The following is an 18564-nucleotide window of genomic DNA, read 5'->3' as shown; positions in this document are numbered from 1 at the left end:
CATTTCATTTCCCTGGCGAAGAAGGCCGACGCATTTTTTAAGATGGTCACATCCATGCGCAGTTGCCGGTTCTCTTGCTCCAGCTCACGGATGCGTTGTTGTTCTGCTGTCAGTGGCTTACTTGCCAGCGGTTCTCCATCAAGTTCCGTTTCGTATTGTTTCATCCACCGGCGTATCGCCGTTTCTCCTATATGCATGCTTTGACTGACTCTTGATATGCTCAGTCCTTGTTCTTTCACCATCTTCACCACTTCCAGTTTGAGCGGTGTGTCGAAGTGTTTCTTCATCATGTTGAGGCCTCTTTGTGATTGAGTTTCCTCTTATTTCACTGTCCTGGCAAATTAGACCACTACATTCTTTCTTTGGCGACGCAAAGAAAGAATTTCGGCCGCCGGGCCGAGACCCGGCTTGGTTCTACGAAGGGCAATCGCTTTAGTCAAAGTGCGAGCTTCAACAAACGACACGGCATGCAACGAACGCCGCTGGAGCGCCAGCCCGGTAGATTCCTGCCTACGCAGGAATGACGCTAATTTTATTGCCGTCAAATTGAAGGTTAGCAGCCAGACCAGTACATCAAAGCCGCTAAGTTAAATCCATCTGCATCAAAATACCAAGATGCCGATTACACCCTCCAATACTCCCCCTCCGCCCTCTCCATCAATCCATTCATAATAAACTCCCGCCGCAAGGTCGCAAAATCAGAATGAAACCGCAGCAAGAAACTATTGATATCAGCCTCCACATACCGACGCTCAAACTGTAGTTGCTCCACCAGCCAGCGCAAGATCACCAACCGCTTTTTACGCTGTTCAGGAATGCTCACCAGACGCCCATCCTTGACGAAAGACTTCATCACCCGCTCGGCCTCGACTTCAGTAGACTGCAAATCCAGCATGATCTGTGAAGCATCCCAGTTCGCCTTGAAACGCTCGGTGCGGCTGGATTGCAGGCGTTGCTGCGCCAGGCTCAACCAGCTTGCGCTGCCATAACCCTGTACCAGATCACGCCCGATAAGGTTCCAGAATTCAGGCGCGGCACTGACGCCCAGCGCCTGCAAATAATCACTGGTGACGACCAGGTATTGCTTGCGGTAAGGCAGCAAATAACCGGCTTCATTCGCCCGCAATTGTTCCTGCGCTTCGGCATAGCTGGCATACCAGTGATTGATAAAGACGGACACCTCGGCACCGTGCCAGAAGTCCCCCATATCTTCACCAGGTTTGACCTCGCCACCGAGGACGATGCGGGCATGCTCCCAGTTCTGGAAACCTGCATCGGCTGCGGCCAGGTTCATGCAGTGCTTGAGTTGCCAGCTCTCGGGGATTTCCCACTGGCGCTGGCGGCTTAAGATCAGCGCGCGTTTGCTGGCTGCGGCATTGCGCGTCTCCAGCAATTTTTGCAATAAACGGGCGCGTGTTTTGATTTCAGTAGTAAGTGCGTTCATGCTGCAGCTCCAGTCAATATAGGCTGTTGTGCGATGAACAATGATGGGTAGTACGACGATAACATGATGAACTCCAGTTCGCTTATCGACGACCCGCTGACGTCAAACGAAACATGGCAATTATCACATTAATTTGGATGTGCATTTGCAGGGTGAGAGCCTCTTGTGCGGGTAGGCGCCCCTCAGCACCTGCCGCAATTGTAGGCGCGCATCCGGATTTCGTCAACCATGCAACTAATGCAAGGCCGGCAAACTGGCCAGGGATACACCCAGGACGATCAGCACAGCACCGATGAAACGATTCAATATCACTTGCTGCCTGAGCATGCCAGCACGCAGGCGACTATCTGAAAAGAACAGGGCAACCAGGCTGAACCATATCCAGTGTGCGACAGACATGAACAAGCCATAGCCAAATTGTGCCAGCAGGCTCGTATCAACTTGCACGACCTGGGTATAAGTACTCAGGACAAATAAAGTGGTTTTGGGATTAAAGGCATTGGTCATGAAACCTGCTCGCAAGGCCGCGAGATTATTCAATGACTGCCCTGTGCCAGCTTCTGCGTTAACGACAGCACGAGCAAAAAAAGTCTGGTAGCCGATATAGACCAGGTAAATCGCGCCTATGATCTTGATGGCGAAATACAGGCTGGGGGACTTGGCAATCAGCAGGCCCACACCCAGCATGGTGTACATGACGTGCACTTGCACGCCCAGCGCAATGCCGCTAGCGGCCAGCAAACCTGCACGGCGTCCATACAGGTAACTGTTCCTGGTGACCATGGCAAAGTCAGCACCGGGGCTGATGACGGCCAGGATGGTGATGATGGCGACGGCGATGAGTTCTGTCATGTTTTTTCCTCAAAATGTAAATATTATTTGTGATCTGGTGTCACGCTTAGATACATTTTGAAGATGAGCATCATTTATGAAAATCGATATATACTGAGAGATATCATTGAGAAAATCTCACAGATGTCTAATCACCTGCCATCCCTGAATGCCATACGCGTGTTTGAAGTGGCGGCACGCCATTTGAGCCTGGTCAGGGCTGCGGAAGAACTGCACGTCACCCACGGTGCTGTCAGCCGCCAGATCAAGCAACTGGAAGAAAACCTGGGCCTGGCATTGTTCGAGCGCCGCAACCGCGCCATCTTTTTGACACGCGCCGGGCTGAGCCTGCAAGGCACTTGCACTGACATCATGCGGCAACTGGAAGCAGGTTTGCGCCAGCTCAGACAGGCAGATGAGCAACCGCTGGTAGTCTCTTGCGAACCGACCATCGCCATGCGCTGGCTGATCCCGCGCCTGGGTAAATTCAGGCAGCTACACCCTGAACTGGAGATTCATTTATTTGCCGCTGGCGGGCCCGTCGATTTGCGGCATGGACATATAGACCTGGCTTTGCGACGCAATGATTTTGCTTGGGATGCAAACTACCATGTAGCCAAAGTCGCCAGTGAATTGATCGCACCGGTCTGCACACCAGGCTTGCTAAAACAAGGAAAACTGCAACTGAACCAGCAATGTCTGCTGCACACGGCAACGCGCCCCGATGCCTGGCCGCAATGGCAAAAACTCAGCGGGCAAGCTGTACGCGGCAAAAGCCGGGCGACCTACGAACATTTTTACCTGAGCCTGCAAGCGGCTTGCGCTGGCCTCGGCATCGCGATGGCATCGGCCTATATGGTGGGAGATGAAATCCGTAGCGGCCAATTGCTGGCACCGCATGCTTTCATGGCGGATGGCACTGACTACGTTTTGCTGTCAGCCCCGCCATTTGATGAGGACCAGCGCCGTCTGGCATTTCTGGAATGGTTAAAACAGGAATTTGAAGTGACGGCGCAGGCCGTCACAAGCTCAAGTCAATAAAAACTGGCATCACCAGGCGGACGTGTTTTGAAACGCTTATGCGCCCAAAAATATTCAGCGGGCGCCTTCAAAATTTCTTGCTCGATGAAGGCATTCATATAACGCGTGGCCGCGACGATATCGTCGCCCGGATAATTTTGCCAAGGCTCGTGGAAAGTCACTTTCCAACCCTTGTAGTCAGGCAAAATAGTGGCGATGACGGGGATGACTTTGGCACCTGTAGTTGCCGCAATTCTTGGCACTGCAGTCAAGGTAGCTGCAGGCACACCAAAGAAAGGCACGAACTCGGCATCCTTGGCACCAAAGTCCATGTCCGGCAACATGAAGAAAGGCAAGTTTTCACGCATGGCACGGATGATGGGCTTGACGCCCTCCGCCCGCGAAAACAATTTTACCGGACGAAAGCGCGAGCGCCCCTTGCGCAGGGCAGCATCAAACACCTTGCTGCGCTGGCGGGTGTAAATGGAACATAGCGATGATTCCAGCATTACCGCAACGCCTGCCACATCCAGGCTGACAAAATGCGGACACATCAATATGGTAGGACCTTCTGCCATCGCTGCCATAGGCACGGCGGGGTCTATCTGTATCAAGCGCTTCAGTCGCGCTTCAGAAGCCCACCAGAGTATGCCGCGTTCCAGCACGCTACGGGCATAGACCTGGAAGTGGCGTTTGGCGATGGCCAGCCTTTCCACTTCACTCAAATGTGGCAGGCAAAGCGCTAAATTTGTGAGCGTGATATGCCTGCGCTTGCGTATCAGCATAAACAATATGCTGCCTACGCCCTCACCCAGGCGACCCAGCACAGACAAAGGTAACCAGTGCAATATCCACATCAGGACCAGCACCAGCCTCATGCCGGCTCCTTGTCCGCGTCAGCTTCAGGGTCATCGACTCCGTCCGGTTTCTTGTAGCGGTTATAACTCCAGAAGTATTGTGCAGGAGACAGGGCAATCAGTTTTTCCATGCCACGGTTGATGGCAGTTGCTTGTGCAACCGGGTCCGTGCCCAGCTCTTCTTCAAAGGGCACGAAGCGGATCACATAGCCGCGCCCGCCAGGCAGGCGTTCTGCAAAAGTCAGGATAATTGGTGCATCTGTCATGCCATGCAATTTGGCAGACAAAGTCATGGTATAGGCACGCTTGCCAAAGAACTTGGCCCAGACGCCCTCACCTTCCTGAGGCACCTGATCAGGCAGCAAGCCTATGGCCTCGCCTTTTTTAAGGGCCTTGGCCATGATCCTGACACCGGAGAAGTTTGCCGGTGCCAGCAAAAGATTGTCACGTGCACGCGCACCTTCTATCAAGGGTTTGAGGGCAGCTTTGCGTGGTGGGCGGTATAAAACGGTCAAGCGGGTGCGTACAGCAATGCTTTGGGCAACGATTTCAAAACAGCCCAGATGCGGTGTCAAAAATATCACTCCCTTCTTGGCATCCAGTGCGGCCTGTACCAGTTCCCAGTTCTCTATCGTTGCGGTCTTTAATACCCTGTCAGGCTTGGCGCACCAAATAAATGGCAGCTCCAGGATATTCTTGCCAGCTTCACGCACGGCGACATGCAAATGCTCAGGAAAACCGGCGCGGGTGATATTTTGCTTGAGGCGACGGCGATATGACCCTGACAGCAAATAGACGAACCAACCCAGCGCGGCTCCTGAAAAATGCAAGACCGACAATGGAAAAATGGAAAGAAAACGAAACAAAGTGACAAGCATGACGCTGCTCAATTATCAGTATAATAATAAGGGTATATTCGACAGACTATGCAGAACGAGCGTAAAATATCACATATTGGCTAGCTCTGACCTGCTTTAGGGCAGGATAAACACAGAAGGTAAGCCACCGCCGAGTTAATGACAACTTGCGAGGCGGTTAATAAAACTCGCTAAAGCGTCGCAGGACTCTTCCGACTGCGGCATAATTTTTTACGGTCAATTTTTTATAGGAGCCTGCGATGGCTAATGATTTTCTTTTCACCTCTGAATCGGTATCCGAAGGACACCCGGACAAAGTCGCCGATCAGATTTCCGATGCGATTCTGGATGCAATCTTTGAACAAGATCCCCGTTCCCGCGTTGCCGCTGAAACCCTGACCAATACTGGTCTGGTGGTTCTGGCTGGTGAAATCACCACCAATGCCCACGTTGATTACATACAGGTAGCGCGCGACACCATCAAGCGCATCGGTTACGACAATACTGAATACGGTATTGACTACAAAGGTTGCGCAGTGCTGGTTGCTTATGACAAGCAATCAAATGATATCGCCCAGGGCGTAGACCAGGCGTCTGATGATCATCTGAACACTGGTGCCGGTGACCAGGGTCTGATGTTTGGCTATGCCTGCGATGAAACACCTGAACTGATGCCTGCGCCAATTTACTATGCGCACCGTCTGGTAGAACGCCAGGCACAATTGCGCAAGGATGGCCGCCTGCCTTTCCTGCGCCCGGATGCCAAGAGCCAGGTCACCATGCGTTATGTCGATGGCAAGCCGCACAGTATCGATACTGTCGTGCTGTCCACCCAGCATCACCCTGACCAGAGCGAAACCTCGACCAAGATGAAGCAGTCTTTCATTGACGCTGTCATTGAAGAAATCATCAAACCAGTCTTGCCTAAAGAATGGTTGCTGGACACCAAATTCCTGATCAACCCGACTGGCCGTTTCGTTATCGGCGGCCCGCAAGGTGATTGTGGTCTGACTGGCCGCAAGATCATTGTTGATACCTACGGTGGTGCCTGCCCTCATGGTGGTGGCGCTTTCTCTGGTAAAGATCCTACCAAGGTTGATCGTTCAGCTGCCTATGCTGCCCGTTATGTCGCCAAGAATATCGTCGCTGCCGGTATCGCCCGTCAGTGCCAGATACAGGTGGCTTATGCGATTGGTGTAGCACGCCCGATGAACGTAACTGTCTACACTGAAGGCACAGGTGTCATCCCTGATGACCAGATCGCCGCACTGGTGAACGAGCATTTTGACCTGCGTCCAAAGGGTATTATCCAGATGCTGGACTTGCTGCGCCCTATCTATTCCAAGACAGCCGCCTACGGCCACTTTGGTCGTGAAGAGCCAGAATTCACCTGGGAACGTACTGACAAGGCAGCCATTTTGCGTGCCGCTGCCGGACTGTAATTTATCTTCATTGTTTTAAGTAATAGGTAGCACTGGGAGTAGAAGCAAGAATGCCGGTTGTTCTTTTTAGAAGTAAGTTCTGCGCATCTCGCTGCAAAAAACTCGGTGCTTTGTTTGCGGTGGCTGGCCTGTTGGCCATGCCATCTGCAAACAGCCTGTCTGCCCCGCCAACGCCTTCGGCACCATCCATAGCACCAACGGCATCAACGACACCAGCGGCACCTGCTTCATCCACGCCAGCCAAATCGCCCGCGAAACCAAAAACTGTCAGCGACTGGTGTACACCACTGGTAGCGCGCCTGCCCAAAGTCAGCCTGACTGACTGCAAGAACAGCAAACTCAGTCCCACTGGTGCAAATTCACTCAATGGTTTCCCAGTATTGTCCCGCGATATCAAGGCAGATGCAAAACATCCGCAAGCGATACGGATACTGCTGCTGGGTGGCATCCATGGTGATGAACAAACGGCGTCCTCCATCGTTTTCAAATGGATGGAAACCATGCAAAAAAGCCCACTGGAATTTAACTGGCGCGTCGCCCCAGTGGTGAATCCTGATGGCTTGCTGGCACCCAAGCCACGCCGCGTCAATGCCCGCGGCATAGACCTGAACCGCAACTTCCCCACCCCCAACTGGCAAAAAGAAGCACCGAGCTATTGGGCCCGCGTGACCCGCAGCGACCCGCGCCGCTATCCGGGCAAAGCGCCGATCTCAGAACCGGAGAGCCGCTGGGTCTATGAGACCATAGAAAAATACAAACCCGACGTCATCATCTCTGTCCACGCCCCTTTTGGCGTGCTCGACTTTGATGGCCCGACCACGCCACCCAACCGTTTTGGCCGCCTGATCTATAACCGCGTCGGCGTCTACCCAGGTTCACTGGGCAACTACAGCGGCCTGCACAAGGATATACCGGTCGTCACCATAGAACTGCCAAATGCGACGCAAATGCCGCCAGATGCTGAAGTTCAGCGCATCTGGCAAGACATGCAGACGTGGATACGGCAGAACGTGGCAGCACCCTTAAAGACCGCACGCAATCCCTGACCCTGCATCTGCGGCGCATCGTTTTCCCTGCATGAGCAGATTTATTGTGCCGCCTCATCTTCCCGCAAAAAAGCCATGGTACGGTTTTTTGGCATCAGCCATTGCTGAGCCAGGCTTTGTACTTTTTCCAGAGATATCTTCTCAGTCTTATCCCTGAAAGTAAAATTCCAACTCCAGTCATTTGCCACCATATGAAGCGGAAATGATTCTACATAACGATCTGCATCGTTCTTGCGTGACTGAAAAGCCTTCGCCATGACTACTTTGGCACGATCCAGTTCGTCTTGCGTAAAAGGATGCTCCAGAATTTCAGTTTCCAGGCTTAACAACCTGCCCCTGGCATCAGGAAGCAAGTTACCAGACCCATATGGCAATATTGATCTGAAAGCCAGAATACTGTCATCCAGGTAGGGCGTTACAAAAGCGGCGATCTTTTCCTCTATCGCACTGTCTGTAGATTTTTTCGCTATGCGTCGCTGGTCCAGTATGCGCGCAATCAAATAGACAGCGACAAAATCTGGAGACCCAAAAGGTGCAACACGATAGGCACTGATAATGCCAGGTGCCGTGCGTTTATAGCTTATGCTAATTTCCTGCGCCGAGATCTGAGCCATATCTTCAAATCGCCTGCGCTTGAGTGCAGATTCAGGTTTGGGTATGCTGGCAAACCGGGCTTGAATGAGCTGCAGCATTTCTGCGACATCAAAATTGCCAGCGACAATCAAACTTGCATTATCTGGCCGATAATAGCTTTGCCAGAAAGCTTTGAGCTTATCCAGGTTGACATTTGCCAGATCGCTTTTTTTACCCAGAATATCGCGCCCGCTTACCTGGCCTGGTCTCATGGCAATCACGGTTTTTCGCAATAAACTTGCATCATGTTTGCTGATCGTGTTATCTATCTCTTCATAGACTTCCTGCAATACGGTCTTCAAACTGTCTTCACTATAATTGAACTGACTCATGCGCTCAGCATCCAAATCGAGCACCCATTCGAGCTCCTTGCGGCTGGTAATATAGTTCGTTCTATAGTAGGTGTAATCACTGCTGGTAATGCCCAGACGGTTGATATGCTTTGCTTTTAAATCCTCTGCCAATCTGGGATAAAGCAAGGAACTGCGCTGCGCAACAAAGTGCTCAAACATATGCGCCAATCCCGTTCCTCCTTCAAGCTCACCGGCGCTACCTGTGCGGTAAACCAGATTAACGACGTAAAGACTGGATTTGAAGTCTGGCATAAGCAAAATCTGCAAGCCGTTCTTCAATTGATACTCTTGCACACCTTCAATGGTGCGAACGAAGCGCACTTGCGTGTCATTATTTTCTGCAGTCAGGACACTCCCTGAGTCAGCGGCCAGACTGCTTGCCTGTATTTGCCAGATAAGACTGAGCAACAGGATTTTTGAAAAAATAGGATGGATCATAAATAAGGAGGCTCTTTAGAAATTTTCATAATTTTTTTTATTAACTTACGTCAATGCTGCACCATGATGCCGATATCTTCAGGACTTAATTCGCTCATCACCTCAAGTTTCCCCTTACCTATACTTTGGAAAAATATAAAGCGATTCTGATCATCTGCTTTGTTGAAAATATGAATAGCGCCAAAGTCATCTTTGACGCGGTAGAGCCATGATAAAAATTCTGCTGGTAGCTTGTTACCGCTACGTGCGACTATCTTTTTGAAAAAATCTTCCGTCTGTTCTTTCAAAAATTCATCATCCCTGGAAAGCAGCGGGCGCAACAACAGACGCGTACTTTTTCCTTCAGCATTGGGAAGTAAAGTGCGCTGATACCCATATAAAAATATGGTGGCGCAAGCGAATGCGCAATTTCCGCGGGCGAAGGTATGCAGATGATATTGATCAACCAGGGCCAACATCTTAATGGTCAATTCAATTTCATTCTTGTAGATACCAAAGGATTGGACAAATTCAATTTCCCGCATTGAAGAATTCGCTTTCAACTCTGTTTCCAGTTCCTGAATTTTTGGGCTATCGATAAAACCCTTCATGATGTATCGGGTTTTATTCTCAGTCGCAAATACAGTTGAAGAAAACAACATCAACAAGGAATAAATTATTTTTTTCATTGAGGTAAGTTCTTTTGCACAATGCGCTTCAGTCTTCAGTCTTCAGTCTTCAGTCTTCAGTCTTCAGTTGCCAGCCCAAGTTCTGCCAAGCTTTGCGAAGAGAGTGCATCTAATTGATCACCATATTTGGCTTGAAAGAAAATGTGTTTGCCATTTGCACCCGCCTCACGTTTGATGATAAGACCGCCACGGCGGTCTGTGGTCAGATACATTTTCTTCAGGTATTCTTTGCTGATCTTGCCGCCACTACGGCTACTAATTTCTTGTATGTATTTATCGGTAGAAAATGTTTCAAATTCATTGAGCTGCGAATTAAAAATTGGATGCAACTTGATGATGGTGGGCTTATCTTCGCTCCCTTTTAATAACACGCGCTTGTGTCCCATGAGAAAAATAAATCCACAAGTCGAGACGCAGTAACCCTTGGCGTACGTAGTCAAATGTAATTCATCTATCTTCAACTGGAATAAATTCACGATAGAATCGGCATTACGCGCAGAACCTTCGGAATCAATAAATTCCAGAGCTTGAATCTCTGGATGTCTTTTTAGCGCAGCTTCAAATTCGCTGTAAGTTTCCAAAGTCAGTCCGCCCGAAATACGATAGCGGCCATTCGAAATGGAAGCTATCTTTTCAGTTGCCGGTGATTCAGACTCAGTTGCCCTCAAGTTACTTGAGCATGCAAAAAAGATCAGGCAGGCCGCCACATATAGTGCAATTTTTTGATGCCTAGAATAAAAAAACGATAAGCTCATAAATCCCTTAGCCGACTATCCAATAAATTTCATGAAGAACATCCGGCATACCGATGGCCTTTAACGTTATTCTGCATCAAATAGGTCAAGTCAGTAAAAATTTGCCGCCAAGAATGAATTGATTTTAGGTAAGCCCTGATAATATCTTTATGTTACTATTTATTCAACACCATTCTGGTGCCGATATCTGTTGTGACGACTCAAGAACCTTAAGGATCTTATGAAATCCGCACAATTTGCACTGGCATCCTTGCTTTGTGCGATAGCAACCACCAGCCATGCTGAAATCTTGTGTGCAACAGCGAAAAATACCCAGGAAGAAGCCCAGTGCATGGCTGCCGAAGTTACCAAGGCAGACAAGAAACTGGAGGCCTATCTGCAGGCTGCCAAGAGCCGCATTAACAAGATCCCAGATGCCAAGCTCAACCTCGATATCGCGCAAAAAACCTGGGAACAATACCGCGCAGCTCATTGCGGTGATGTCTACACTTATTGGGCAGAAGGCAGCATACGCTTTCGCCAGTCTGCCCAGTGCCAGCTGGACCTGACACAAAGCCGTACCCATGATGTGTGGAAAGCCTACCTGACCTATGCAGACAGCACGCCGCCTGTACTACTCCGCCCCTGAAGCCCCAACCCTGAGCGCCAGTGAGGCTGACAGGTAGGCTTTCATAATCGGTTGTACAATGCAATGCTGTTTTATCCAGCGTTTCATACAAGTACATCCACGAAGAAACCTTACAGGAGAACACCATGCAGCATCGCGAAGACTTTAATAGCCTGGTTGGTACCACCGAAGACAATACGACAGTCAATCGCCGCAGTTTTATCCAGACTGCCGTCGGTGTCGGCTTTGCCGCAGCGGTGGCGCCGGTTTGCGCGCAGACCATGATCAAGACTGACCGTGCCGGTCTGACAGATGGCGTGGCGAAACTGACTGTCGCTGGTGCAGAAGTACCCTTGTACTTTGCCAAGCCTGAAGGCAAGAGCAATCTGCCTGTGATATTGGTGATCTCCGAAATTTTTGGTGTGCATGAACATATTGCCGATGTCGCACGCCGCTTCGCCAAGCAGGGTTATCTGGCAATTGCGCCTGAATTGTTTGTGCGCCAGGGTGATGCAAAAAATGCCGCCAGTGTGGCTGAGCTGATCAAGGAAATTATTTCCAAGGTGCCTGATGCGCAAGTCATGGGTGATCTTGATGCTTCAGTTGCATGGGCAGCCAATAATGGCGGCGACACCAAGCGCCTGGGCATCACTGGCTTTTGCTGGGGTGGCCGTATTACCTGGATGTATTCTGCCTACAACCCGAATGTCAAAGCCGGGGTGGCCTGGTACGGCAAGCTGGTCGGCGACGCCTCGACATTGACGCCCAAGCACCCTATCGATATCGCTGCCAACCTGAAAACACCTGTGCTGGGCCTGTATGGTGCCAAAGACCAGGGTATTCCGGTTGAGTCTGTCTTCAAGATGGAAGTGGAACTCAAAAAGGGCAATAGCAAATCAGAATTCAAGGTGTATGAAAATTCTGGCCATGCCTTCAATGCTGACTATCGCCCCAGCTATAACGAAGCCGATGCCAAGGATGGCTGGGGCCGTGCGCTGGCCTGGTTCAAGGCCAATGGCGTAGTGTAATCACTCTCCCTCTGTCACAAGCGGATCTGGTGCAAGCTACCTGCCAGATCTGCCTCTTTCATCTTATCCCAGGACCGCAGCATGCACACTTACGACTATGACTTATTCACGATAGGCGGCGGTTCTGGTGGCGTGCGTGCCAGCCGCTTTGCTGCGCAGTATGGTGCCCGGGTTGCCCTGGCTGAATCCGGCCCACTGGGCGGCACTTGTGTGAACGCCGGTTGTATCCCCAAAAAACTGATGTCGTATGCCGCGCATTATCATAGCGACTTTGAAGAAGCTGCCGGCTTTGGCTGGAGCGTGGGTGAGCAGCGCTTTGACTGGGCTAGCCTGATCGCCAACAAGGACAGAGAAATCGCCAGGCTGAATGGTATCTACAAGCAGATACTGACAACTGCCAACGTGGATATCATCGCTGGTCATGCCCAGATTGTGGATGCGCACACGGTTGTGGTTAACGGTAAAAGCTATAGTACGCACCACATCCTGATCGCCACCGGTGGCCATCCCGTCAAACCAGAATTGCCTGGCAGCGAATTGGGTATTACTTCAGATGAATTCTTTCACCTGCCTGCACTGCCACGCCATGCGGTAGTGCAAGGTGGTGGCTATATTGCGGTAGAGCTAGCCTCAATCTTGAACGGACTGGGTTGCAAGGTGACACTGGTGCAACGCGGGATACAAATCTTGCGCAGCATGGATGCTGACCTGGGCCATTTCCTGATTGCTGAAATGCGCAAGAAAGGCGTGGACATTGCACTCGATACCAGCATTGCGTCTATCACCGCTCAAGGTGACAACAAACAGGTAAGGCTCAGCGATGGCCGCACGCTGGAAAGCGATTGCATCCTGTTTGCCACCGGCCGCAAACCCAATGTCAGAGGTCTGGGCCTTGACAATGTGGGCATACAGACACGCGAGAATGGTGCGATTATTGTCGATGAACATTTCGCCACCAATGTCGCCAATATTTATGCCATAGGCGATGTCATCGACCGTGTGGCATTGACCCCGGTAGCTCTGGCAGAAGGCATGGTCGTTGCGGCCAACCTGTTCCAGCATGGCCGCAAGCTGATGTCATATGAAAACATTCCCACTGCAGTGTTCAGCCACCCGAATGTGGCAACACTGGGTCTGACCGAAGCCAAAGCACGCGAAAAGCATACGCATGTCAACATCTTCAAAAGCGAATTCAAGGCACTCAAGCACACCCTGTCGGGCTCAACCGAGCGTTGCCTGATGAAAATGATCGTCGATGCTGACACCGACCGCGTACTGGGCATGCACATGGTGGGGTCGGATGCGGGTGAAATCATCCAGGGCTTTGCCGTCGCCATGCAATGTGGTGTGACCAAGGCACAAGTAGATGCCACGATAGGTGTGCACCCCACGATAGCCGAAGAATTTGTGACGATGAGGACTGCGGTAGTGTAGCTTAGGGAAACTGGTCCGGCATGGAAATATTGTCGGTGTTTCGTAATCTTAGTATTTTTTCTTGAACTCACCCTACCCACACGACTTTGCATAAATTCCATCTCCCGTTTTTTCTCGCCATCATGCTTGGCCTGTTTTCCAGAAACTCCCATGCTGCGTGCAGCGATACCTTGCTGGGTGATTTTGCCAGCGAAAAAAATGGCCCCGCCATCATCAGGATAGAGAAAACACAGGGTGAACTTACCTACCGCATGTCAACTGACAGCCAGCAGTGGGATGCCAATGTTCACAAGAGTGCGTTGGTCGCGCAGGACAAACTGTTGCAGTTGCTAAAAGAGCAAAGCCTGCCCGAGACTTCATGCGCGATATGGGTGGACAGCGGTGTGCTGATGAAACTGCCGGTTGGAACAGCCGTGCAAGTCAGTTCACCCACACAAAAATCTTATATAGACAGGGAGGTGACGACAGGCTACGTCTATTACATCATGCAAGGCTTCATGCTGGAAGCGATTGATTTGTACCCGGTTGCCGCCAGAGGTATTTCTCCAGCCACACCTGAGCCTTTAAAGAAAAGGCCTGATGGCAAAGAAGTAGCTGGCGCTGCGGCACTATGCCCTGGCAAAAAGCTGCCAGACATGAAGCAGGTGGCTTTTAATAATTTGCGTGCCAGCACCAAAGACTGGTTCAGGAAACGCTCGCCGCAAATGCAACTGGAATTTATCTGTGGCCAGTGGCTGCATGCAGAAATGCTCAAATTTCCTGGCATGGTGACAAAAGATGAAAAAGAAAGAACTGCCACCCTGGAGAATTTCCGTGAGCTACTGCGGGCAGGCCAAATACCGCGTGATGAAAATGGCGACGCGCAATGGCTGAATGCAGGCATAGCACTTCTAAGGGGAAATCATGACTGGAACATGGTCGTGGCTTTGCAAAAAGAATTTTATGATTTGTTCGATCAAGCTGTCTTCCCTCGCCTGACTGTACCTGCTCCCTATGAAAACAGCCACACCAATACCGAGTTGCTGAAACTGACACGGTTCATGCCAGCAGCGCAAGCACTGCGTGTATTAAAAAAATTCAATAAAAAAGGCTTCTTGAGCAATTCTCGCGAAAGACCAGAGACAAGAGGCTATGCCTTGTCGCCAGTAGCGATGGAATTATTGCAGCAGTATCCTGATCTGGGCACAGTGCCTGCAACCACCCTGGATTTTCTGTTTCCACAGGCAGGTGCTGACGCAATCAATGACAGGGAATTGATGCGCAATGCTGTAGCCACTAAAAACGCAGATGCTGTACTGCAGCTACTGAAGCGTGGCGCAGATCCACTGCGCAGAGAAGTTTTATCGCGCGCCTGGGATACACCAGCCTACCCCAGCTTGCTGGCAGCAGCGCTGGCGCAGCATGCGTCCACAAAAGCTAAAACCCTCTTGCCCCAGATTGAAGCCGAAGCCGTTCTCAGCCGCATACTTGCCACCCGTGATTATGAAAAGAAAATTGACTGGGAGGAAGTGGATTTTTTAGTCGGCACTGGTGCAGATATCAATCATATGTTTGGGCAGAACAGGCCAGAGAACATCGGTGTATATGCACACATGCGTCCTGAAAGTACGATGCAATTGATAGCGCACGGCTTGCAACTAGACAAAAATCACGCGTACGACGATGGCAAGAACAAGACCTCTGGCGAATTACTGCCCTTGTATTTGCGTTTTGAGGGTTATGAGCCGCATCGCGAAGACCTGATACGCGCCATGCTCACAAAATACAATAATGTGAATATTGCCTCGGGATGTACGACCTGTGGCCTGAATTATCCCCTGGACTACGCACTCAAATCCGGGCGGGCGGACCTGGTGAAAACCTTTTTGGAATTTGGTGCCGATCCAAATAATGTGAACAAGGATGGTTCATTAAGTTTTTGGCAGGCGATCATCAAAAACCAGCCTGATATGCTGGAGATGATGGCAACTTCAAAATTCAAACTCAATTTGAATGCCGTTGATAAAAACGGTATATCAGTACTGGCCTGGGCCAATTGCCTGAAGGCAGATGCGGTGGCAGCATGGTTAAGCAAAAACGGAGCGCTGGAAATTGGCCGCGAGATTTGCGCCAAAGTTAAATAGCTAGATTTTAATTTCGCTACACGATAGCCTGCTCTTCACTACCTGTCGGCAGTGCTTCGAAAGGCCTGTAGTACCACTCTTGCATCCTCGAAGCGGATGCAAGCTTAACTAGGCATACCGCACTGGCAGAGGAATTTATGACGATGCGAAAGGCGACGACTTAACATCAAGTGAAGGCCGGATTTGCAGAAACCCCCGCAATATGTTCTAATTTGCAACCTGGTTGCAAATTCCCGAGGCTTAAAATTCATTCCACGCTGTTATCCATCCTGTTTGCTACCACGATTGCTGGTGTCCTGAGCATCACTGCGGCTGCCATTTTTTCATTTTCACTGCTCTCCAAAGTCGTGGAGCGCATGGTCAGCCTGTCGGTGGGTATCATGCTGTCCACTTCCTTGCTGCATGCCTTGCCTGAAGCTTTTGAGTCTGGTGCGGACACCCGCACCCTGTTCGCCTGCCTGCTCGGTGGTTTACTGGCTTTCTTTTTGCTCGAAAAATTCGCCATCCTGCGGCATTCACATCATCACGAGGGCGACGGCCACCATCATGAACATGGTCATGATGCGCATGAAGCGGGCAAAGCTGGCTGGATGATTTTGGTGGGTGATGGCCTGCATAATTTCACCGATGGCATTTTGATCGCTGCCGCTTTTCTGGCCAACCCCAAGCTGGGTCTGGTGACCGGCCTGGCGATCATTGCCCATGAAATCCCGCAAGAGATAGGCGATTTCATCGTCTTGCTGAATGCTGGCTTCAGCCGCATGCGTGCTTATATGTATAACCTGATCTGCAGCATGATGGGTGTGGTTGGTGGTGTGCTTGGCTATTACACGCTGGAAAGCGCCAGCGGCATGATCCCCTATGTGCTGGTGTTTGCGTCTTCGGGTTTTATCTATATCGCAGTCAGTGATCTGATGCCGCAAATGCAGAGGCGGGCGACGCTGAAAGAAACGATACCGCAAATTATCCTGATATCACTGGGGGTGGTGCTGGTGTTGTTTGTGACAAGCCACAGGTAGTCATTGAAATTTGCGCGTCTCGTAAGTTGGGCCGGGCATCGTAGGTTGGGCTACGGGGTATCAGCCCAACACTCGGCTTACAAATCACGTATTCGTTTAGCCAAGGCACAGTGTTGGGCTGGTAAACCGTAGCCTAGCGAGGCCCGGCCCAACCTACGCATATCGTCGGCTCAAACTCTACTCAACGCTCCACCGGCCTGGACGCATCTGCACACCACTCACTCCACGATCCCGGATACAAAGCCGCCCCCTGCAAACCTGCCACTTCCAGCGCCAGCAAATTATGGCAGGCTGTGACGCCTGAGCCGCATTGCATGATGGCCTGGCTGGCATCGCTAACTACGGCAGACCATTCTTGCTGCAATTGCTCTGCCAGTTTGAAACGGCCATCCGCTTGCAGGTTATCTTTGAAGAAGCGGTTTTTGGCACCAGGAATATGGCCGCCGACTGGATCTATCGTTTCGTTCTCGCCACGGAAACGATCGGCAGCGCGGGCATCCACCAGGGTCTTGGCAGCGCTGCTGATATTTGCCAGTACCTGACTGACATCGACTGTGCCAACCAGCGTTGCCTGCTCATTGATATTACCAATATGAGCGGCGGGTACTTCTGTAGTCACTGCTTGCTGTGCTGCCAGCCATGCTGGCAAGCCACCGTCAAGCACCGCCACGGCCTTGTGACCTACCCAGCGTAACATCCACCACAGACGTGCTGCAAACATGCCGCCATGGGCGTCATAGACCACGACCTGGCTATTGTCATTCACACCCAGTGCTTGCAGAGTGGCGATAAAGTCAGTTTTTTCAGGCAGGGGATGGCGGCCACGGAAGACACCATCTGCACCAACTTTGGCAGCCGACAGGCGCTGATCCAGATGCACGAATTGCGCACCGGGGATATGGCCCTGGTCATAGGCAGCCTGCCCGGCATTGGTGTCCATCAAATCATGGCGGCAATCCAGCACGACCCAGTTGGTGTCGGCGATGTGGGATGCCAGCTCTGTTGCACTGATCAATGTTGTGTACATCTTGGTCTCCTGAAAAATAAGCTGATGATTATTCTGAACTGATGGCGTCACCGGGTATGGATTTGCGATTGCTTTTGGCATTATAGAATGTTGCGATGAGGCCGCTGCATAAAATCACGGCTATACCCACCCAGCTCAACCAGGCCAGGCTGACCTTCCAGATCAACACGTCCCAGACACTGGAAAACACGATGCCCACATATTGCAGGTTGGCTGTGACCAGGGTATTACCAAGCCGGTAGGCGCGTGTCATGGCCATTTGTGCGCTCGCGGCTGTGACGCCTATCGCCAGCAAGAGCATGATGCCCCTGCTGTCCAGATGATGCCAGGTAACCTCACCCGTTGCGGCATACACAGATTTGCCTATCAGGGTACCCATCAAGCCGGCCACGGCACAGGTCAGGGAGAAATAAAACACCACGCGATATTCAGGCTCACCCAGCAAACCCATCTGCCTGACTTGCATATATGCCCAGGCTGCCAGCATGCCCGATATCAGGGCAAGAACGCCGCCCACGACCTGGTCATTGTGTATGCTGGGGCGCAGCAGCAAGACCACGCCGACAAAGCCCATGAGGATGGCGGCAATGGGTTGCCACGTCAGGCTGCGCTGCTTGCGCCACCATGCACTTGTCAGCAAGATGGCGGCGATCCAGATGGGGGACATGTAGTTCAGTGTCACTGCCATCGCCAGCGGTAATTTTCCTAAGGCATAAAACCATAACCATAATGAGATGACGCCGACGCCGCCGCGCACCAGATGGTGGTAAGGCATGCGTGTTTTTAAAGTGCCACCCTGGAACCTGACCAGCATGGCGATCATCAACATACCTATCGCACCTCGGTAGGCGACAATTTCAGCGGTGGAATAATCAACCGATGCCAGCTTGACGCAGACACCCATGATGGAAAACAGAAAGCTGGCAACCAGCATCCATAAAGACTGCATAAAAACACGACTCCAAAAGATAAGGGAGGCACA

19 protein-coding genes are annotated in these 18564 nt (G+C 51.2%); 8 read left to right on the top strand and 11 right to left on the bottom strand.

The genetic code is table 11. The features are described from left to right. From ACO0LD_RS28930 to ACO0LD_RS28920, 3 genes are all read right to left on the bottom strand, one after another. Positions 1-290, bottom strand: a 290-nt coding sequence (locus tag ACO0LD_RS28930) for a transposase (RefSeq protein ID WP_423012511.1), incomplete at its 3' end; no start/stop codon positions are given. 332 nt (positions 291-622) lie between these two features. Further along, positions 623-1444 carry a DUF2087 domain-containing protein gene (locus ACO0LD_RS28925; protein WP_423012509.1) on the bottom strand — a complete coding sequence of 274 codons (822 nt, stop codon included), beginning with the start codon at positions 1442-1444 and terminating at the stop codon, positions 623-625. A gap of 234 nt (positions 1445-1678) precedes the next feature. Continuing rightward, positions 1679-2296, bottom strand: coding sequence for a LysE family translocator (locus ACO0LD_RS28920; RefSeq protein WP_423012507.1), 618 nt, complete (start codon positions 2294-2296; stop codon positions 1679-1681). Between the two features lie 123 nt (positions 2297-2419). On the opposite strand from ACO0LD_RS28920, the gene ACO0LD_RS28915 reads away from it, so the two are divergent. Further along, a complete protein-coding gene (locus tag ACO0LD_RS28915; RefSeq protein WP_423012505.1) occupies positions 2420-3316 on the top strand; it encodes a LysR substrate-binding domain-containing protein in 897 nt (298 codons plus the stop codon). On the opposite strand, the gene ACO0LD_RS28910 is transcribed toward ACO0LD_RS28915, so the two are convergent. Both ACO0LD_RS28910 and ACO0LD_RS28905 read right to left on the bottom strand, forming a co-directional pair. Continuing rightward, a complete protein-coding gene (locus ACO0LD_RS28910) occupies positions 3310-4173 on the bottom strand; it encodes a lipid A biosynthesis acyltransferase (RefSeq protein WP_423012503.1) in 864 nt (287 codons plus the stop codon). The two genes, ACO0LD_RS28915 and ACO0LD_RS28910, sit on opposite strands and share 7 nt — an antisense overlap. Then, on the bottom strand, positions 4170-5030 hold the full coding sequence (locus tag ACO0LD_RS28905; RefSeq protein ID WP_423012501.1) for a lysophospholipid acyltransferase family protein: 861 nt from the start codon (positions 5028-5030) through the stop codon (positions 4170-4172). Before ACO0LD_RS28905 ends, ACO0LD_RS28910 begins: the two co-directional genes overlap by 4 nt. A 239-nt stretch (positions 5031-5269) precedes the next feature. Here ACO0LD_RS28905 and metK point away from each other — a divergent pair, with 239 nt between their 5' ends. Next, the gene (gene metK, locus ACO0LD_RS28900) at positions 5270-6451 is read left to right on the top strand and encodes a methionine adenosyltransferase (RefSeq protein ID WP_186953195.1); all 1182 of its coding nucleotides are present in this window, start codon (positions 5270-5272) and stop codon (positions 6449-6451) included. 137 nt (positions 6452-6588) lie between these two features. Then, on the top strand, positions 6589-7497 hold the full coding sequence (locus tag ACO0LD_RS28895; RefSeq protein ID WP_423012499.1) for a M14 family zinc carboxypeptidase: 909 nt from the start codon (positions 6589-6591) through the stop codon (positions 7495-7497). A gap of 41 nt (positions 7498-7538) precedes the next feature. On the opposite strand, the gene ACO0LD_RS28890 is transcribed toward ACO0LD_RS28895, so the two are convergent. The 3 genes from ACO0LD_RS28890 to ACO0LD_RS28880 are packed head-to-tail and all read right to left on the bottom strand — an operon-like array spanning position 7539 to position 10344. After that, positions 7539-8921 carry a M16 family metallopeptidase gene (locus tag ACO0LD_RS28890; RefSeq protein ID WP_423012497.1) on the bottom strand — a complete coding sequence of 461 codons (1383 nt, stop codon included), beginning with the start codon at positions 8919-8921 and terminating at the stop codon, positions 7539-7541. Between the two features lie 50 nt (positions 8922-8971). Then, positions 8972-9589: a hypothetical protein gene (locus tag ACO0LD_RS28885; protein ID WP_423012495.1), complete on the bottom strand. Its 618-nt coding sequence runs from the start codon at positions 9587-9589 to the stop codon at positions 8972-8974. A 56-nt stretch (positions 9590-9645) separates the two neighbouring features. After that, the gene (locus ACO0LD_RS28880) at positions 9646-10344 is read right to left on the bottom strand and encodes a hypothetical protein (protein ID WP_423012493.1); all 699 of its coding nucleotides are present in this window, start codon (positions 10342-10344) and stop codon (positions 9646-9648) included. Between the two features lie 220 nt (positions 10345-10564). Between ACO0LD_RS28880 and ACO0LD_RS28875 the strand changes: the two genes are divergently transcribed. The 4 genes from ACO0LD_RS28875 (at position 10565) to ACO0LD_RS28860 (ending at position 15536) form a co-directional block, all read left to right on the top strand. Then, entirely contained in the window at positions 10565-10972 is a 408-nt protein-coding gene (locus tag ACO0LD_RS28875) for a lysozyme inhibitor LprI family protein (RefSeq protein ID WP_423012491.1), read from the top strand. Between the two features lie 125 nt (positions 10973-11097). Further along, a complete protein-coding gene (locus tag ACO0LD_RS28870; protein WP_423012489.1) occupies positions 11098-11979 on the top strand; it encodes a dienelactone hydrolase family protein in 882 nt (293 codons plus the stop codon). 81 nt (positions 11980-12060) lie between these two features. Further along, entirely contained in the window at positions 12061-13413 is a 1353-nt protein-coding gene (gene gorA / locus ACO0LD_RS28865; RefSeq protein ID WP_423012487.1) for a glutathione-disulfide reductase, read from the top strand. 122 nt (positions 13414-13535) lie between these two features. Then, a complete protein-coding gene (locus tag ACO0LD_RS28860; RefSeq protein ID WP_423012485.1) occupies positions 13536-15536 on the top strand; it encodes an ankyrin repeat domain-containing protein in 2001 nt (666 codons plus the stop codon). A 247-nt stretch (positions 15537-15783) separates the two neighbouring features. Here ACO0LD_RS28860 and ACO0LD_RS28855 read toward each other — a convergent pair whose 3' ends face one another. Next, complete coding sequence (locus tag ACO0LD_RS28855) at positions 15784-15918, bottom strand: hypothetical protein (RefSeq protein WP_423012517.1); 135 nt, start codon at positions 15916-15918, stop codon at positions 15784-15786. Between ACO0LD_RS28855 and ACO0LD_RS28850 the strand changes: the two genes are divergently transcribed. After that, a complete protein-coding gene (locus tag ACO0LD_RS28850; protein WP_423012515.1) occupies positions 15854-16555 on the top strand; it encodes a ZIP family metal transporter in 702 nt (233 codons plus the stop codon). The two genes, ACO0LD_RS28855 and ACO0LD_RS28850, sit on opposite strands and share 65 nt — an antisense overlap. Positions 16556-16736: 181 nt before the next feature. On the opposite strand, the gene ACO0LD_RS28845 is transcribed toward ACO0LD_RS28850, so the two are convergent. Both ACO0LD_RS28845 and ACO0LD_RS28840 read right to left on the bottom strand, forming a co-directional pair. Next, positions 16737-17582: a sulfurtransferase gene (locus ACO0LD_RS28845; RefSeq protein WP_423012483.1), complete on the bottom strand. Its 846-nt coding sequence runs from the start codon at positions 17580-17582 to the stop codon at positions 16737-16739. Positions 17583-17610: 28 nt separating this feature from the next. Continuing rightward, entirely contained in the window at positions 17611-18531 is a 921-nt protein-coding gene (locus tag ACO0LD_RS28840; RefSeq protein ID WP_423012481.1) for a DMT family transporter, read from the bottom strand. Between the last annotated feature and the right edge of the window lie 33 nt (positions 18532-18564).

The sequence above is a fragment of the Undibacterium sp. Ji83W genome (assembly GCF_049340385.1).
In the GTDB taxonomy this organism is placed as follows: Bacteria; Pseudomonadota; Gammaproteobacteria; order Burkholderiales; family Burkholderiaceae_D; genus Undibacterium.
Note: the sequence above shows the minus strand (reverse complement) of the source record. Positions and strands in the feature narration are given on the sequence as shown.

Excerpts from the sequence above, each read along its gene's own strand:
- ACO0LD_RS28925 (WP_423012509.1), bottom strand. The coding sequence starts at position 1,444 with ATGAACGCACTTACTACTGAAATCAAAACACGCGCCCGTTTATTGCAA.
- ACO0LD_RS28920 (WP_423012507.1), bottom strand. The coding sequence starts at position 2,296 with ATGACAGAACTCATCGCCGTCGCCATCATCACCATCCTGGCCGTCATC.
- ACO0LD_RS28915 (WP_423012505.1), top strand. The coding sequence starts at position 2,420 with ATGTCTAATCACCTGCCATCCCTGAATGCCATACGCGTGTTTGAAGTG.
- ACO0LD_RS28910 (WP_423012503.1), bottom strand. The coding sequence starts at position 4,173 with ATGAGGCTGGTGCTGGTCCTGATGTGGATATTGCACTGGTTACCTTTG.
- ACO0LD_RS28905 (WP_423012501.1), bottom strand. The coding sequence starts at position 5,030 with ATGCTTGTCACTTTGTTTCGTTTTCTTTCCATTTTTCCATTGTCGGTC.
- metK (WP_186953195.1), top strand. The coding sequence starts at position 5,270 with ATGGCTAATGATTTTCTTTTCACCTCTGAATCGGTATCCGAAGGACAC.
- ACO0LD_RS28895 (WP_423012499.1), top strand. The coding sequence starts at position 6,589 with ATGCCATCTGCAAACAGCCTGTCTGCCCCGCCAACGCCTTCGGCACCA.
- ACO0LD_RS28890 (WP_423012497.1), bottom strand. The coding sequence starts at position 8,921 with ATGATCCATCCTATTTTTTCAAAAATCCTGTTGCTCAGTCTTATCTGG.
- ACO0LD_RS28885 (WP_423012495.1), bottom strand. The coding sequence starts at position 9,589 with ATGAAAAAAATAATTTATTCCTTGTTGATGTTGTTTTCTTCAACTGTA.
- ACO0LD_RS28880 (WP_423012493.1), bottom strand. The coding sequence starts at position 10,344 with ATGAGCTTATCGTTTTTTTATTCTAGGCATCAAAAAATTGCACTATAT.
- ACO0LD_RS28875 (WP_423012491.1), top strand. The coding sequence starts at position 10,565 with ATGAAATCCGCACAATTTGCACTGGCATCCTTGCTTTGTGCGATAGCA.
- ACO0LD_RS28870 (WP_423012489.1), top strand. The coding sequence starts at position 11,098 with ATGCAGCATCGCGAAGACTTTAATAGCCTGGTTGGTACCACCGAAGAC.
- gorA (WP_423012487.1), top strand. The coding sequence starts at position 12,061 with ATGCACACTTACGACTATGACTTATTCACGATAGGCGGCGGTTCTGGT.
- ACO0LD_RS28860 (WP_423012485.1), top strand. The coding sequence starts at position 13,536 with ATGCTTGGCCTGTTTTCCAGAAACTCCCATGCTGCGTGCAGCGATACC.
- ACO0LD_RS28855 (WP_423012517.1), bottom strand. The coding sequence starts at position 15,918 with ATGATACCCACCGACAGGCTGACCATGCGCTCCACGACTTTGGAGAGC.
- ACO0LD_RS28845 (WP_423012483.1), bottom strand. The coding sequence starts at position 17,582 with ATGTACACAACATTGATCAGTGCAACAGAGCTGGCATCCCACATCGCC.
- ACO0LD_RS28840 (WP_423012481.1), bottom strand. The coding sequence starts at position 18,531 with ATGCAGTCTTTATGGATGCTGGTTGCCAGCTTTCTGTTTTCCATCATG.